Origin of the sequence: Streptomyces canus, from assembly GCF_030816965.1 — a bacterium.
Taxonomy (GTDB): domain Bacteria; phylum Actinomycetota; class Actinomycetes; order Streptomycetales; family Streptomycetaceae; genus Streptomyces; species Streptomyces canus_E.
The window spans coordinates 469005-484102 of record NZ_JAUSYQ010000002.1 but is presented as its reverse complement, the minus strand read 5'-3'; the positions used below and the strand labels follow the sequence as shown (position 1 = coordinate 484102).

Annotated in this window: 10 protein-coding genes; 3 read left to right on the top strand and 7 right to left on the bottom strand. The window is 72.0% G+C overall.

What is annotated here, in order from left to right:
* Window positions 1-7: 7 nt before the first annotated feature.
* The 6 genes from QF027_RS03120 to QF027_RS03095 all read right to left on the bottom strand — a co-directional run bounded on the left by QF027_RS03120 (window position 8) and on the right by QF027_RS03095 (window position 10233).
* Window positions 8-649 carry a cutinase family protein gene (locus tag QF027_RS03120; protein ID WP_306986237.1) on the bottom strand — a complete coding sequence of 214 codons (642 nt, stop codon included), beginning with the start codon at window positions 647-649 and terminating at the stop codon, window positions 8-10.
* A gap of 80 nt (window positions 650-729) precedes the next feature.
* Complete coding sequence (locus tag QF027_RS03115; RefSeq protein WP_306986238.1) at window positions 730-1962, bottom strand: PucR family transcriptional regulator; 1233 nt, start codon at window positions 1960-1962, stop codon at window positions 730-732.
* Between the two features lie 122 nt (window positions 1963-2084).
* Window positions 2085-3008, bottom strand: coding sequence for an alpha/beta hydrolase (locus tag QF027_RS03110; protein ID WP_306986239.1), 924 nt, complete (start codon window positions 3006-3008; stop codon window positions 2085-2087).
* 22 nt (window positions 3009-3030) lie between these two features.
* Window positions 3031-6969 carry a beta-ketoacyl synthase N-terminal-like domain-containing protein gene (locus tag QF027_RS03105; protein WP_373432398.1) on the bottom strand — a complete coding sequence of 1313 codons (3939 nt, stop codon included), beginning with the start codon at window positions 6967-6969 and terminating at the stop codon, window positions 3031-3033.
* A complete protein-coding gene (locus QF027_RS03100) occupies window positions 6966-8666 on the bottom strand; it encodes a fatty acyl-AMP ligase (RefSeq protein ID WP_307072450.1) in 1701 nt (566 codons plus the stop codon). The genes QF027_RS03105 and QF027_RS03100 overlap by 4 nt, the downstream gene beginning before the upstream one ends.
* A gap of 25 nt (window positions 8667-8691) precedes the next feature.
* Window positions 8692-10233 (bottom strand): acyl-CoA carboxylase subunit beta, encoded by a 1542-nt coding sequence (locus tag QF027_RS03095; protein ID WP_307072448.1) that lies wholly within the window; start codon window positions 10231-10233, stop codon window positions 8692-8694.
* A 508-nt stretch (window positions 10234-10741) separates the two neighbouring features.
* Between QF027_RS03095 and QF027_RS03090 the strand changes: the two genes are divergently transcribed.
* The 3 genes from QF027_RS03090 to QF027_RS03080 all read left to right on the top strand — a co-directional run bounded on the left by QF027_RS03090 (window position 10742) and on the right by QF027_RS03080 (window position 13538).
* Window positions 10742-11176, top strand: coding sequence for a DUF485 domain-containing protein (locus tag QF027_RS03090; RefSeq protein WP_306986243.1), 435 nt, complete (start codon window positions 10742-10744; stop codon window positions 11174-11176).
* On the top strand, window positions 11170-12762 hold the full coding sequence (locus QF027_RS03085; protein ID WP_306986244.1) for a solute symporter family protein: 1593 nt from the start codon (window positions 11170-11172) through the stop codon (window positions 12760-12762). The genes QF027_RS03090 and QF027_RS03085 overlap by 7 nt, the downstream gene beginning before the upstream one ends.
* Window positions 12763-12869: 107 nt before the next feature.
* Window positions 12870-13538 (top strand): YceI family protein, encoded by a 669-nt coding sequence (locus QF027_RS03080; protein ID WP_306986245.1) that lies wholly within the window; start codon window positions 12870-12872, stop codon window positions 13536-13538.
* Between the two features lie 72 nt (window positions 13539-13610).
* Here QF027_RS03080 and QF027_RS03075 read toward each other — a convergent pair whose 3' ends face one another.
* A complete protein-coding gene (locus QF027_RS03075) occupies window positions 13611-15008 on the bottom strand; it encodes a cytochrome (RefSeq protein ID WP_306986246.1) in 1398 nt (465 codons plus the stop codon).
* Window positions 15009-15098 lie beyond the last annotated feature (90 nt).

The following is a 15098-nucleotide window of genomic DNA, read 5'->3' as shown; positions in this document are numbered from 1 at the left end:
CCGTCGCTCAGACCTTGCCCGCGGCGAAGGTCGCCGCCGCGTCGGCGTTCGCCGTGTAGCCGAGGTGCGCCAGCGTGTCGTTGCCGCCCGCTTCGCAGACGGGGTCACCCTTGGCGCAGAAGTCGATGGTGCGACTCTGGTACGTGCCGGTGACGCTCTTGCCGATCGCCCGGATCGGGTTGCCGAACAGCAGCACCGCGGCCACCCGTGACTCCAGCGCGGCGGGAATGGTGGCCACGATGGGACTGCCGACCACGGCACCGGCGCTGCTGATGCCGATGGAGTTGTCGACGACGTTCGCGCCCTGCGAATAGCCGACCAGAATGAAACGCTGATTCGGACAGGCGGCCGCCTGGCTTTTCACGTGGTTCACCAGATCCGCGTTGCCCTGCGCGGCCGAGGTGAGGGAAAGGTCCGCGGGGTAGTTCACCTTGTAGCTGGTCACACTCCGGCCCGTGAGTTTCCTCTGGAGGGCGGAGTACACCGGGTCGCCGACGATCAGGCCGAGCGTGCCGGGCTCGAAGGTGCCGCGAGCGGCGACGACGTCGATGTCCGAGCAGGCCGCGGCGGATGCCGGTGGTGCCGAGACGGTGGCCACACCGGCGCCGCCGACCAGCGACAGCGCGGCGAGGTACAAGCGAATACGCATGGGGATCCTTTGAGGGTGGGGCGTGTGAAACGCCTGCGGAAAGGACGTCCCGAAACTTATTCGCTGGACCGTGCCCGGTGTTATGGACGGGAATTCAGAAATTCCTCGCTCTTTTGTGCCGTGGTGAGTGCCAGAATGAGATCCAGACGGGCGCCGGGATCGTGCAGCGCATCACCGAAGACTTTCTCCAGCTGACGCAGCCGATAACGCACCGTCTGCGGATGGACGTGGAGACGGGCGGCGACGTCGGGCACATTGCTGCCGCTGAGCAGCCACGCCAGCAGCGTCTCGGCGAGCCGCTCGCGCTGCCCCTCCGACACCGTCTCGAGCGGTGCGAGGGCCCGCCCCCGCAGCTGGTCGAGCATCGGCTCGTCGCTGTGCAGCAGCAGGGTCGACAAGTGGTCCGCGCAGCGCACCACCCCCTGCCGGGGAAGGATCCCGCGCCCCATCAACCCCAGCGCGCGGGTGGCCCAGCGCAGCGACCGGGCGGCCTCGGCGAGCGGCACCGTCGGCCCGATCGCGGCCGGCCGCCCGCGCAGCGCGAGGCTGAACGCCCGGCCCCCGAAGCGCCCGGAGCCGTCCGGGTCGGGGATCAGCATCCGCGGCGGCCGCGACTCCATGTCCACCAGCGCTCCCGCGGCGGCCAGCGGCCACTCCTCCTCCCGCTGGTCCGGCGTGGCCGCGAGCGCGACGACCGCGACCTGCCTGGGCACCGACCACCGGGCACCGTGCGCCATGTCCTGCACCGCCGCCGGCGCGACCGGCCCCTCGCCGAGCAGCAGGTCCAGCAGGCGTCTGCGGCGCCGCTCCAGCTCGTCCGTGTTGTGCGCGCGTGCCTCGGAGTACCCGGCCGCAGCCGCCTCCGCGACCTCGTGCACGGTGCGGAAGGCGAGCTCGCCCAGCGCCGTGACCACCGCGGAGTCGAGGCCGAGTTGCTCGGCCGTACGGCCCATCAGGCGCCAGGCGTGCAGCCCGCCGACCCGCAGCGCGGACTGCAAGGCGTCCAGACTGCGCCCCTCCAGGGCCTCACCGCGCCCGAGTTCGTAGTACGTCGCCGCGATCGCCTCCCCGCGGCCGCGCGGGTCGGCGATGTGGTCGACGAACAGGGTGAGCGCCTGCACCACACCGGCTCTGAGGTGTTCGCGGTAGGTTCCGTCGGCCGGACGCGCGTACTCGGGCACCTGCCGGCGGACCTCCTCCTCGACCTCGTCGGCGACCTCCTCCAGCTGGGCGCGCAGCAGTTCGGCCAGGTCGGGCGGGACCGCGGCGGCGCCGCGGCCCTCCGGGACGCCGTGCGGGGCGGCGGTGGCCAAGGGGGGCCCTCCTTTCACCCGGAAGCGGCTCACCCGCGGGCTGTTGCCCGTGGGGCGAGGGGCAAGTCCTGTGTTGGACGGACGACCCCTGCGTTGCGTTCCGTGTTCCGACGGTACCGACATCACTGCGGCACCCCCAGGCCTCGGGCGAGCAACGGCCACGACGCGGTGAACTCCTGCTTCCAGTAGGCCCAGCTGTGCCCTCCTCCTGCGTAGAAGTGTGTGGTGACCGGGATGCGCTGCAGCGCGAGCATGTCGGTGAAGCTGTGGGCGGAGGGCCACAGGGCGCTCTCCAGGGCCTCGGGCAGCCAGTCACCCGTGCCTCCCGCCAGCCCGCTGCCGCTGGAGACGTACAGGGCGGTGCCGCGCAGTCCCGCGGCCCGGTTCCGCGGGTTGAAGTCGAGCCAGGTGAGCAGGTTCAGGAACGGACTGCCCCACAGCGACGTGGGCACCAGGTTCTCGCGGGCCACGATGGCGTCCATCAGGGTGGGGACACCGGGCGCCATGGTGTCGAGGATCCCGCTGTAGGAGGCCGCCGCGGTGAACATGCCCGGGTGCCGTGCCGCGTGCGCCATGGCGCCGTAGCCGCCGGTGGACACCCCTGCGACGACCCGTACTCCGGAGGCCCGGTAGTCGCGGGCGAGCAGCGCCGGAACCTCCTTCAGCTGGAAGGTCTCGTAGTCGGGCCCGCCGCGCCAGGCGGTGGGAATCCCGGTGGGCCCCGCGTCGGGCATCGCCACGATCAGGTCCCGGCCCTCGGTGAAGGCCTCGATGTCCGTCTCCCGCGTCCAGGACGTGTAGTCGTCGTGGGCGCCGTGCAGCAGGTACAGCACGGGGTAGGTGCGTGTGGGCTGCGAGCCGAAGCCCGACGGCAGGATCAGGCGCACCGGCGCACTGCGGCCCAGTGCGGCGGAGGACACGGACACGTCGACGGTGCGTGACCCCAGCGCGGCGGCGGTCCGGGCGCCGAACAGGACGGCCAGACCGGCACCGGCCGCGGCCTTGGTGACGGTACGTCGGGACACTCCGGTGGTGCGACGGTGCATGGCGGCTCTCCTCGGATCACGTTCAGCGGGTCCCTTCGGCGAGCTCACGCCCCAGACGGGCGGCGATCTCGTCGACATGCGGCGGGTCGAGCAGCGACAGGTGGTGTCCCGCGACCGGTACGACGGTCAGGCGCGGGCACACCTCGTCCCAGCCCAGCGCCTGGTCGTCGCGTTCGTAGGCGGGGTCACGCACGGTGTGCGGAGCGGGCTCCGTGGCCCGGTACAGGACCACCCGCCCGTCGTGACGGCCCGGCCGGTGGGCCTCGCCGATCCTCAGGTCCAGGTAGGAGGAGCGCTGGTGCTCCAGAGCGGCGGGCGGCACATCGGCGGACGCGCGCAGGATCTCCAGCACGGTGTCGATGCGTTCTCCGTCGTCGTCCATCGCGACGAGGTCGTCGTACGGCAGCTCGAGCCGGACCCCGTAGGCGTCGCGGACGTGTCGGGCGAACCCCTCGAAGTGGGCGCGCAGCCGCTCGGCCGGTGTCCGGTCCGGCTGGGGGAGGGGGCGTACGGAGTCGATGAGGACCACGAGCTCCACGTCCCGCCCCGCCGCGGTCAGTTGCCGCGCGGTCTCCTGGGCGACGAAGCCGCCGAAGGACCAACCGCCCAGCAGAAACGGCCCGTCGGGGTGTACGGCTGTGATGGCCTCGGCGTAGCGGCGCGCCTTCTCGGTCACCGTGGGGGCGTCGTCGAGGCGTTCGAGACCGTACACGGGCCGCTCGTCGCCGAGGCGTTCGGCCAGTGCCCGGTAGACGTCGGTCGTTCCACCGGCGGCGTGCACGAGGAAGAGCGGGGGGCCGCTGCCGGTGACGCGCAGCGGGCGTACCGGTCCGGTCCGGACCCGGTCGGCCACCTCCTGGACCGTGGTGGCGCCGAGCAGGTCGCGCAGCGGCAGCTCGACGGCGAACTCGCGCTCCAGGGCGGTGCGGATTCGGACCGCCATCAGCGAGTCGAGTCCGAGGTCGGCCAGCGCGGTGGCGGGGGTGACCCGGCCGGCGGGGTGGCCGGTGACCGTGGCGATGTGATGGCACAGACGGGCGGCGAGAGAGGTGTCCTCAGTGTTCGCGGGTACCTCCGGCGGTACCTCCGTCCGCACCTTCGTGGGTGCCGCTCCCTGCCCGTCCGTCCACCAGTGCCGCACGTGCTTCCAGCGCGGCTGGGGCAGGTCGACGACCCGCCCCGGCGGCAGCGGCAGCCGTCCGCCCGCGCAGTACAGGGTCGCCACCTGCGTGAGGAAGTCGGCGCATCCGTCGGCCTCCCGCCGGAGCGTGCCGATCGTGAGGGCACCGGGCACGTTGTCGGTGACGGCCCGGGCCAGGACCGGGTGGGGCGAGATCTCGACGAAGGCGGTGTGGCCGTCGGCGGCGGCCGCGGCGACGGCCCGGTCCAGCCGTACCGGCCGCCGCAGGTTCGCGGCCCAGTGGGCGGCGTCGAAGACACAGTCGCCGCGCGGGTCGTCCAGGACGGTGGAGTAGACCGGCACGAGGGGCGCTCTGCCTCCGACGTCGGCCAAGGACTCGGTCAACTCCGCGAGCAGCGGCTCGACATGGGGCGAGTGCCCGGCACCGACGACCCGCATGGACCGGGCCGCCCGCCCTTGCCGCTCCAGCCACCGCACGAGCCGCGCCACCGCCGGTTCCTCACCGGTGACGACCTTCTGCCCGGGCGAGGAGTGAACGGCGACATGCACACCGGGGAAGTCCCGGGCCAGGGCGTCGAGTTCACTGTCGTCCAGATCGACCACCGCCATGGCCCCGCCCTGGAGCCTGCTGAGCAGCCCGGCCCGTACGGCGACGATCCGGGCGCCCTCCGACACGTCCAGCGCCCCCGCGCACACCGCGGCGGCCACCTCGCCCAGGGAGTGGCCGATGACGGCGGCGGGCTCGACGCCGTAGGAGCGCCACAACTCGGCCAGCGCCACCTGGAGTCCGAACAGAACGGGCTGGGCCACCTCCAGCCTGTCGAGTTCGCTGCCGGACGCGAGACGGTCGTACAGGGACAGCCCGCACTCCGCGTCGAGCTTCTCCACGGCGGCGGCGAAGGCGGGCTCCTCGGTCAGCAACCGGCGTCCCATCCCTGCCCATTGGCTGCCGTACCCGGAGAAGACCCACACCGGACCCGGTCCCACGAGGTCACGTTCACCGGTCACGACCTGCCCGTGCGGGCGGCCCTGCGCCAACGCGTCCAGCCCGTCGGCGAGTTCGTCGCGGTCCCGGGCGACCACCGCCGCCCGCACCCCTCCGCGGCCGGTCCGTCCGGCCAGCGTGCGCGCCACGTCGGCAGGATGCGCGGCCGCCGTCCGGAGCCAGTCGGCGAGCCGGGACGCGGTGTCCCGCAGCCGCTCCTCGTCCACGTCGGACAGGAGATGGAGCCGGGCCCCGGGCTCCTCACTCGGTCGCGCGGGCAGCACGCCGGGTCGCCATTCCTCCAGCACCGCATGGGCGTTGGTGCCGCCGAACCCGAACCCGGAGACCCCGGCCGTGGCGGTGCCGCCGTAGCGCGGCCACGGCTCGTCCTCGGACACCACCCGCAGCCGGACGTCGTCCAGGGCGCTGCCCTCGGAGCAGTGCAGGGAGGGCGGGATGACGTCGTGGTGCAGGGCGAGCACGGTCTTCACCAGCCCGGCGATGCCCGCGGCGGACTCCAGGTGCCCCAGGTTCGACTTCACCGAGCCGAGGAGCAGCGGCTGGTCGGGGTCGCGGCCCGCACCGAGCACGGCGCCGAGCGCGCCCGCCTCGATCGGGTCGCCGAGCGGGGTGCCGGTGCCGTGCGCCTCGACGTAGTCGATGTGGGCGGGGGTGAGCCCGGCCCGGGCGTACGCGGTGGTCAGCAGGGCCTGCTGGGCGGCCGGGTTGGGGGCGAGGAGACCGTTGGAGCGGCCGTCGGAGTTGACGGCCGTGGCGCGGATGACGGCGAGCACTCGGTCGCCGTCCCGCTCGGCGTCGGACAGCCGCTTCAGGAGCACGGCCGCGCAGCCCTCACCGCGGCCGATGCCGTCGGCGCCCGGCGAGAACGGCTTGCACCGGCCGTCCGGCGCGAGGGCGCCCGCCCGCCGGAACGCCACGGTGACGGTGGGGGAGAGCAGCAGGTTGACGCCCGCGGCGATCGCCGTGTCGCTCTCGCCCGTGCGCAGGCTCACGCAGGCGTGGTGCACCGCGACGAGCGAGGAGGAGCAGGCGGTGTCCACGGCCATGCTCGGCCCACGCGTGTCCAGCACATACGCCAGCCGGCCCGCGGTCACGCTCAGCGCACCGCCCGCCGGCGCCCAGGGATCGACGGCCGCGGGGTCGGCGCCGGTCAGCGAGCCGTACTCCGGGGCGGAGACCCCGACGAAGACACCGGTGGCCGTGCCCGCGAGGGACGCGGCCGGGACGGCGGCATGGGCGAGGGCCTCGTGGACGACCTCCAGGAGGATCCGCTGCTGCGGGTCCATCACGGCGGCCTCGCGCGGGGTGATCCGGAAGAAGTCCGCGTCGAACCCGGCGATGTCGTCGAGATAGCCGCCGTAGGGGAGCGCGTCCTCGGGCGGGAAGGGGGTGAAGTCGCGCCAACGGTCCTCCGGGACGCGTCTGATCGCGTCGACGCCGTCGGTCAGCAGCCGCCAGTAGTCGGCCGGGCCGTGCACGCCGCCGGGGAGGCGGCAGCCGAGCCCTATGACGGCGATGGGCTCCGAGGTGGGCGGCGCCGGCGCGGCGGGCGCCGGCGGCGTGGTCTGCGACGGCGTACGGCACAGGTGCGCCACCAGAGCCTCCCCGGTGGGCGCCTCCCACAGCAACGTCGCCGGCAGCTCCCGTCCCGTCAGCCGGGAGAGTTCCCCGGCCAGCACGACCGCGTCCCGCGAGGACATGCCGAGATCCGCCAGCGGCCGGTCCATCGCCACCTCCGCGACGGCCGTACCGGACCACGCGGCGACCCGCTCCGCGACCAGGCGGCGTACCGCACCGGCGTCCACGGCCCTCACTCGGCGCCGTCCGGCGCATAGGCACCCGCCAGATACCGCTCACGTGTCAGCGCCCGCGACACCTTGCCGCTCGACGTCCGCGGCACCGTGCCCGGCGGGACGAGCAGGACGTCGGCGAGGCGCACCCCGTGCCGTCCGGAGACGGCCGCACGCACGGCCCGTACCAGAGCCGGTACGTCGATCTCGGCGAGGCTCGTGGTCCGCGTGTGCTCGGCCACCACGACCACCCGCTCGCCGGAGCCGCCCGTGACCCCGAACGCGGCGAGCCGGTCGCGCCGGACCGCCGGATGGGTGTCCTGGACGGTGGCCTCCAGGTCCTGCGGATAGTGATTGCGTCCGTCGACGACGATCAGGTCCTTCAGCCGACCGGTGACGATCAACTGCCCCTCCAGGACCGTTCCCAGGTCACCGGTGCGCAGCCGGCCGTCGGCTGTGAAGACGCGCCGGGTCTGCTCTTCCTGGTTCCAGTAACCGCGGCCCACGTTGGGACCCCGCACCTGGATCTCACCGACCTCACCCTCGGACAGAGGGGCGCCGGAGACGGGGTCGACGATACGGACCTGCTGCCCCGCCGGAGTGCCGCAGCCCGCCAGCAGCACGGCCCGGGGGTCGTCGGGGCGCGCGGGCAGCGCCTTCCCCTCGGCGAGCGCGTCGCGGTCGAGGGCGAAGCGCCGCAACGGTTCCCCGGGCCCGGCGGCGCTGACGAAGACGGTCGCCTCGGCGAGCCCGTACGAGGGACAGTGCGTCTCCGCGACGAGCCCCTGACCGGCGAAGGCCGCCTGGAACCTGTCGGCCGTGCCGGGGCGGACCGGCTCACTGCCGTTGATCAGCGCGGCGACCCCGTCCAGCCGCAGTTCCGCCTTCTGCGCGTCGGTCACCGCCGAGGCGCAGTAGTCGTAGGCGAAGTTGGGCGCCGCGCTCAGCGCGCGCGGATGTGAGGCCAACAGCCGCAGCCAGCGCGCGGGTTCGTGCAGGAAGGCGACCGGATCCATGAGCACCGACAGCAGCCCCCGCACGACCGGGGCGGCGATGCTCAGGACGAGCCCCATGTCGTGGTACAGCGGCAGCCAGCCCACGCACGTCACCGGATGGGCCTCGGCGCCGTAGGCGCTCAGCGCCTGACGGGCGTTGGCGACGACATTGGCGTGACTGATCTCCACCCCGGCCGGGGTACGGGTCGAACCGGAGGTGTACTGGAGGTAGGCGACCTCCGCGTCGGCCGGTTTCAGGTCTGTCGCGGCGGCGTCCGGGACCTGGTCCACGGCGACGACCCGGTCGCACAACTCCTGTACCTCAGCCAAGTGCCGGCTCGTCGTCACGACGACCGAAGGACGTGCGTCGGCCAGGACCGCCGTCAGCCGGTCCCCTTGGCCCGGCAGACCGGGCGGATACAGCGGTACGGCGATGAGGCCGGCGGCGAGCGTCGCCAGGAAGCCGGTGACGTACTCCAGCCCCTGGGGGCACAGCAGGGCGACCCGCGACCCGGGCTCGGCCTCCTCGGCGAGCCGGGCGGCCACCGCCCGCACGCGCACGTCGAGCCGGCGCCAGGTCAGCGTGCGGTGGACGCCACGCGAATCCGGGGCGGGATGGTCGACGAAGGTGAACGCCCGTCGGTCGGGGGTGGCTCGGGCCCAGTGCTGTACGTACTCCGGCAGGCTCCGGAACGCGGGGGCGAGCGGGGGACGGCGGTTGTCCATCGGGCAGGTCTCCTCGCGAGGCAGGTCAGAGCGGGATGTTGCCGTGCCGGCGCTCCGGCATGGGGGAGCGCTTCCCGCGCAGCGCGCGCAGGGCACGGCAGATGTGGTCACGGGTGTCGCGCGGGGCGATCACGGCGTCGACGTACCCGCGCTCGGCGGCGAGATAGGGCGTGCCGTGCGTGCTCTCGTACGCGTCCACGAGCTGGGCCCGCAGCGCCTCGGGATCCTCGGCGGCGGCGAGTTCCCGCCGGTGCAGGACGCCCACCGCGCCCTCGGCGCCCATCACGGCGATCCGTGCGGTGGGCCAGGCGAGGTTGATGTCGGCGCCCAGGTGCTTGGAGCCCATCACCGCGTAGCCGCCGCCGTACGCCTTGCGCACCACCACCGTCACCTTCGGCACGGTCGCCTCGGCGTAGGCGTACAGCAGCTTGGCGCCGCGCCGGATGATCCCGGCCTGCTCCTGCCGGACCCCGGAGAGGTATCCCGGCACATCGGCGAAGGTCAGCAGCGGAATGCCGAACGCGTCACAGAACCGTACGAAACGCGCCGCCTTCTCGGAGGCGTCGATGTCCAGCACGCCGGCCGCGTGCGACGGCTGGTTGGCGACGACGCCGACGGGCGCCCCCTCGACGAGCGCCAGCGCGCAGATGATGTTCGGCGCGAACAGCTCCTGGACCTCCAGGAGTTCACCGTCGTCGACGACCGCCCGCAGGATGTCCCGCATGTCGTACGCCTGCCCGAGCCGGTCCGGCACGATCTCGTCGAGCGGCACGTCGGCGGGCGGTGCCACGGGAGCGTACTGCGGTGGCCGCTCCAGGTTGTTGGCGGGCAGGTACGACAGCAGCTCCCGTACGGTGTCCAGGGCCTCCGCCTCGTCGGCGGCGAGGAAGTGGGCGTTGCCGTTGAGGGAGTTGCTGGTGCGGGCGCCGCCCAGCTCCTCGGCGCTGGTGCGCTCCCCGGTGACCGCCTCGATGACGTCGGGACCGGTGACGAACATGTGCGAGGCGCCGTCCACCATCACGGTGAAGTCGGTGATGGCGGGCGAGTAGGCGGCCCCGCCGGCACACGGGCCCAGGACGACGGAGATCTGCGGGATCACCCCGGACGCCTGCACGTTGCGGCGCACCAGCTCGGCGTAGAGGGCGAGCGAGACGACGCCCTCCTGGATGCGGGCGCCGCCGCCGTCGTTCAGCCCGATGACCGGGCATCCCGTCCTGAGGGCGAGATCCATGAGGGCCACGGTCTTCTCGCCGAATGCCTCGCCCATGCTGCCGCCGAAGACCGTGGAGTCCTGGGCGAACACGCAGACGGGACGGCCGTCGATCGTGCCGCACCCGGTGATCACCCCGTCCCCGTAAGGACGGCGGGCACCGTCCCCGGTCGGCCGGGACCGTACGAACAGACCGGTCTCGGTGAACGAGCCGGGGTCCAGCAGCAGATCGATCCGCTCCCGGGCGCCGAACTTGCCGCGTCTTCTCGGCCCGTTCCCCGCCACGGCCTGCGCCCGGCGGGCCTCGAGCGCGAGGACGCGGTCGGCGGTGCGGTCCGGCAGACGTGTCGTCGTCACCTCTAGTGTCACAGCCACCTCCGAAGTGGCCTTCGAATATGGCAGCGCCCCCGCGGCGGGCCGAGCCCAACGCCGTTCTGTTTGCGCGAGGTGAGTCCCGAGGGGCCGGCCTTAGTCCGTGAGTGACAAGGGACTGTGCCCGACGCGGAGGCCCCCTGTGCACTGCATTTGAGACAACCTGGGCGCAGGGAAGGTGCAGACCTATTCCGGAGGTCGGCCTTTTCGCAGGCTGTGGGATGGCGCGCAGGAGTATCGAAGCGCGTGAATGAGTCAGTTCACCGATTCGGTTCGACCGGCCGGTTGATAGTTCAACGGGGGCGCTGCAACAATCCCGGTCCTGGCCTCGTCGCCACCCCCGACTCCCCGGCCGATCGCCCCACCAGGCTTGTCGTCAAGCGCGAATTCGAATCGTGTGAATTCCGGATTCACAAACCCCCCACAGTCCGCACGAGCTTGACTCCGGCGTGCCTTTGTTGCGACGACCGGCGCGGCAGTAAAGAAGGTGCATGTGTCACGGCACTCCACGGGGCTCGGCGGGCCGCCGCCGCCCTACGAAACAGGTCCCGAACCGGCGGACCGGCAATCGGTGTCCCGCGAGCCCGCGTATCAGTCGCTGCGCCGCAGTCACCGCCGCTTCGGTGTCCGGGCCACGGCCGTCGCCGTCGGCGGCTTCCTGCTGTACGTCCTGCTGTCCAGCTTCGTGCCCGGCCTGATGAACACCGCCCTGAGCGGTCATCTCACGGTCGGACTGGCGCTGGGGCTCGGGCAGTTCGTGCTGATGGGCGTGATCGTGTGGCGCTACCTCGTGCACATGCGCACCCGGGTCACTCCGGTGGTCCGCGGTCTGCGCGGGCTGGTCCGCCACCACGAGACCGCGGAACGCGAACGCGCCGCCTTCGAGGCACGCACGGCCCCCCGCGGTGAGGAGTACCGCTCATGGTGACGCTCGGCGCCGCCGTCGTGGACCGCCTCAGCCTGCAGCTGACGCTCGTGCTCTTCCTGTCCGTGGTCGTGGTGACCCTGTTCACCGCGTTGCTCACCGCACCCCAACGCGACGAGATCGGCGAGTTCTACCTCGGCAACCGCGCCATGTCCCCGCTGCGCAACGGACTGGCGATGTGCGGCGACTACCTGTCCGCCGCGACCCTCCTGGGCAGCACCGGCCTGGTCGCCCTGACCGGCTACGACGGACTGCTCTACCTGTGCGGCACCGCGGTCGCCTGGATGATGGTGCTGCTGCTGATCGCCGAACCCCTGCGCAACACCGGCAAGTTCACCCTCGGCGACACCCTGGCCGTACGGCTGACGCGTATGCGGCGGCCGGTCCGCCTCGCCCTGGCCCTGTGCACGCTGGCCGTCACCACCCTCTACCTGGTCGCCCAACTCGTCGGCAGTGTCGCACTGTTGACCCAGTTCACCGGCGAACCCAGCGCCGCCACCCGCACCCTGTGCGTCATCGTCATCGGCACCGTCGTCATCGTCTACGCCGCCATCGGAGGCATGCCCGGCGCCACCTTCATCCAGGTCGTCAAGGCGGTCATGCTCATCTGTGGCGTCACCGTGGCCGGCGTGATGGTGCTCCAGCGCTTCGACTGGAACGTCGAGAACCTGCTCGCCGCCGCCGCGGACAACAGCGGGCAGGGCGCGCGGTTCCTGGAGCCCGGACTGCGTTACGGCGCCAGCTCCACCAGCAAACTCGACTTCTTCAGCCTGCAGTTGGCCATCGTGCTCGGCCTCGCCGCTCTCCCGCACGTGATGATGCGTCTGCTCGCCCCGAAGTCGGTCGATGTCCTGCGCACCTCGGTGGTGTGGGCCATGGGCCTGGTCAGCCTCGTCTGCCTGGCGGCCGGCATCCTCGGCCTCGGAGCCACCGCGGTCCTGGGCCGCGACACCATCGCGGAGAACGACCGCACGGGGAACGCGGCCGTGCTGCTGCTGGCGCACGAACTGGGCGGCGCCGTCCTGACCGCTTTGCTGTCCTGTCTCGCCTTCGTCACCCTCCTCGCGGTCGCCGCTGGCCTCACCCTGGCCGCCGCTTCCTCGCTCGCCCACGACCTCTATGGCGAGGTGATCCGCAAGGGAAGGGCGACGGAGACGGAGGAGCTTGCCGTGGCCCGGCTCGCGGCGGCCGTCATCGGCATCCTCGGCATGTCGCTCGCGCTGATCTCCTGGGGCGCCAACTCCGCGACCCTCGCCTTCCTCGCTTTCGCGATCGCCGCCTCCGCCATCCTTCCGACCCTCGTCTACAGCCTCTTCTGGCGGCGGTTCACCGCTCAGGGCGCCCTCCTCAGCCTCTGCGGGGGTCTGCTCACCTCGGTCCTCCTCGTGGTCTTCTCGCCGGTCGTCTCCTCCGCCCCAGCCTCGCTCTACCCGGACGCCGATTTCGCCTGGTTTCCCTTGCAGAATCCCGGAATCGTCTCCATCCCGGCCGGTTTTCTCCTCGGCTGGCTGGGCTCGATGCTCAGCCCTCCGGAAACGAAGGAGACCTACGAGGACTTCGAAGTGCGCACCCTCGTCGGGGTCGACTAGCCGATTTCCCCCCGCCTTCCGGGAATCGTGTGATGAAGGCGTGGATATTTCGTCGACGGCAGATCATGGCTTGCGGCAACAACGCCCGTGCAGTAATTAGGTGATGTATGAACTTGTTCAACCGTGGCACCCCGTTCCGTCGCGCGGACCGCACGGAACCCGCCGCCGTCACCCAGCCCCCCACCGGGTCGTCGGCCACTGCCACAGCCGTCCTTCCTGATCCTGGACTGGCGGCCCTGACCGGGGAGTGGGCCATCGACCCCGCACACAGCAGGATCGGCTTCTCGGTACGCCACGCCATGGTGACGACCGTGCGCGGGGCGTTCCTGGAGTACCAGAGCCGCCTCTACTTCAACGGCCGCGATCCGTCCCGCTCGAAGGCGGAGATCGTCATCTCCACCGGGAGCGTCGACACCGGCGTGGAACAGCGCGACGGCCACCTCGTGGGCCGCGACTTCCTGGACGCCGCGACCTATCCGCGCATGCGGTTCGTCAGCACCGGCGTGGAAGCCGTCGGCCCCGACGTGTACCGGATGAGCGGCGACCTCACCATCAAGGCGATCACCCGACCCGTGGTCCTCGAACTCACCTACATAGGCCATGTCACCGACCCGTTCGGCTACCAACGGGCCGGCTTCGACGGCACCACCACCATCAACCGCTCCGAATGGGGCCTGACCTACAGCACCAGGCTCGCCGAGGGCGGCGCCATGGTCAGCGAGAAGGTACGCCTTCAGTTCGACATCGCCGCGATCCGCACACCTCCGGCCGGCTGACCGGGCCCTACCGCGAAGAGCGGGCCACGAACTCGTCGGAGTTCGTGGCCCGTTCCGGTGTTCCAGGGGTCGTCAGCGCCCGCGCACCAGCCCCGCCAGGTAGCGCCACAGCGACGAACGCGGCCGCACGGCGGACTCGTCGGCCGGAGCCGAGCCGACCGGCGCGGGGAGGACCGGGGGAGGGGGCACCGGCAGGGCCGCCGCGTCCGAGAGGGTGTAACGCACCGGAAGCGACCTCAGACCCCGCATGAACGGCGATGAGCGCCAGGGCAGTTGGTCGACGGGCAGTGACAACTCCATCCCGGACAGCCGCTCGAAGAGCCTGCTCACCCCGATCGCCGCCGTGCCACCGGCCAGTTCCCGGGCCGGACACTGCCGCGGGCCCGCGCCCCAGGACAGATGGGCCCGCGTACTGATGGTCGACTCGGGGCAGACCTTGCCCGCGAAGGCCGGGTCCGCGTGCGCGGCGCCGACCGACACCCACACCGGATCGCCCGCCGCGATGGTGTAGTCGCCGAGCCGCATGTCGGTCAGCGGGAACCGGGGCACGAAGTTGATCAGCGGGGGCTTCTGCATCACCACCCGGTTCATGGTCTCCCTGATCAGCCCCGCCGACAGACTGGCGCTCGCGGGGAGGTTCCCGGTGATGACCTCGACGACCGTGTTGGATATCAGGATGCCGACATGGTCCGAGGTCATCCCGAGCAGCATCATCAGCTCACGCGACAACTCCTCGACACTCAGCCCGGGATGGGAGGCGAGCAGGTAGGAGGGGAAGTCGTCGCCGGGTTCCTTCATCTTCCACGCGCCCAGCTCCGACAGGGTCGCCAGCAGCCGCTCCAGCGCGGGTCCCGCGTCCGGCCCCGCGTCCAGCACCCGCCACATGTCCATCAACGCGTCGTCGTGCTGCGAGCCGGGGAAGCCGAGCAGGTGACTCGCCACCATCAACGGCAACGGCCGCGCGAACTGCGCCGACAGATCGGCCCACCCGGTGCGCCCGCCCTGCGAGAACAGCGTGATCAGCTCGTCGGCGTCACGGGTGATCTTCGCCTTGAGCCGCTTGGCCACCGGATGCCGGGGATCCTGGAACGGCCGGAGCGCGGTGTCCCAGGCGACACGAAGGCCCCGGTAGCCCTCACCGCCCTGGATCAGCACGTGGTTGACGTCCAGCGACGGCGCGAGCGGCCAGTCCTCGGGCAGCCGCCCTTCCCGCCGCGCCCGCCAGTTCTCCAGCCCCTTCGGCCAGGCGTGGTCGTCACGGAGAACCTGGAACGCCTCCTCGTAGCCCAGCACGAGCCAGACGGGCACCCCCAGCAGGTCGACCGGCGCGACCGGGCCGTGCGCCCGGCGCAGACGCTCGTACACGATCGCCGGATCCCGTTCGTAGTCGCGGGTCATGAGCGGTTCGAGACTCATCGACTCCAGCGACCCGTGACCGGCTGCCGATCCGCTGTTCAGTTGGACCCCCATGGCTTCCTTCCCTCGGTCAGGCGCTACGCCAGCGTAATGTGACCCGCTGCGCTGCCCTCATGGCGGGGGGTGATTATCGCCCCGGCGCTC

Coding starts and splice junctions, on each gene's coding strand:
- QF027_RS03120 (WP_306986237.1), bottom strand. CDS start 649: ATGCGTATTCGCTTGTACCTCGCCGCGCTGTCGCTGGTCGGCGGCGCC.
- QF027_RS03110 (WP_306986239.1), bottom strand. CDS start 3,008: ATGCACCGTCGCACCACCGGAGTGTCCCGACGTACCGTCACCAAGGCC.
- QF027_RS03100 (WP_307072450.1), bottom strand. CDS start 8,666: ATGGACAACCGCCGTCCCCCGCTCGCCCCCGCGTTCCGGAGCCTGCCG.
- QF027_RS03085 (WP_306986244.1), top strand. CDS start 11,170: ATGGTGACGCTCGGCGCCGCCGTCGTGGACCGCCTCAGCCTGCAGCTG.
- QF027_RS03080 (WP_306986245.1), top strand. CDS start 12,870: ATGAACTTGTTCAACCGTGGCACCCCGTTCCGTCGCGCGGACCGCACG.
- QF027_RS03075 (WP_306986246.1), bottom strand. CDS start 15,008: ATGGGGGTCCAACTGAACAGCGGATCGGCAGCCGGTCACGGGTCGCTG.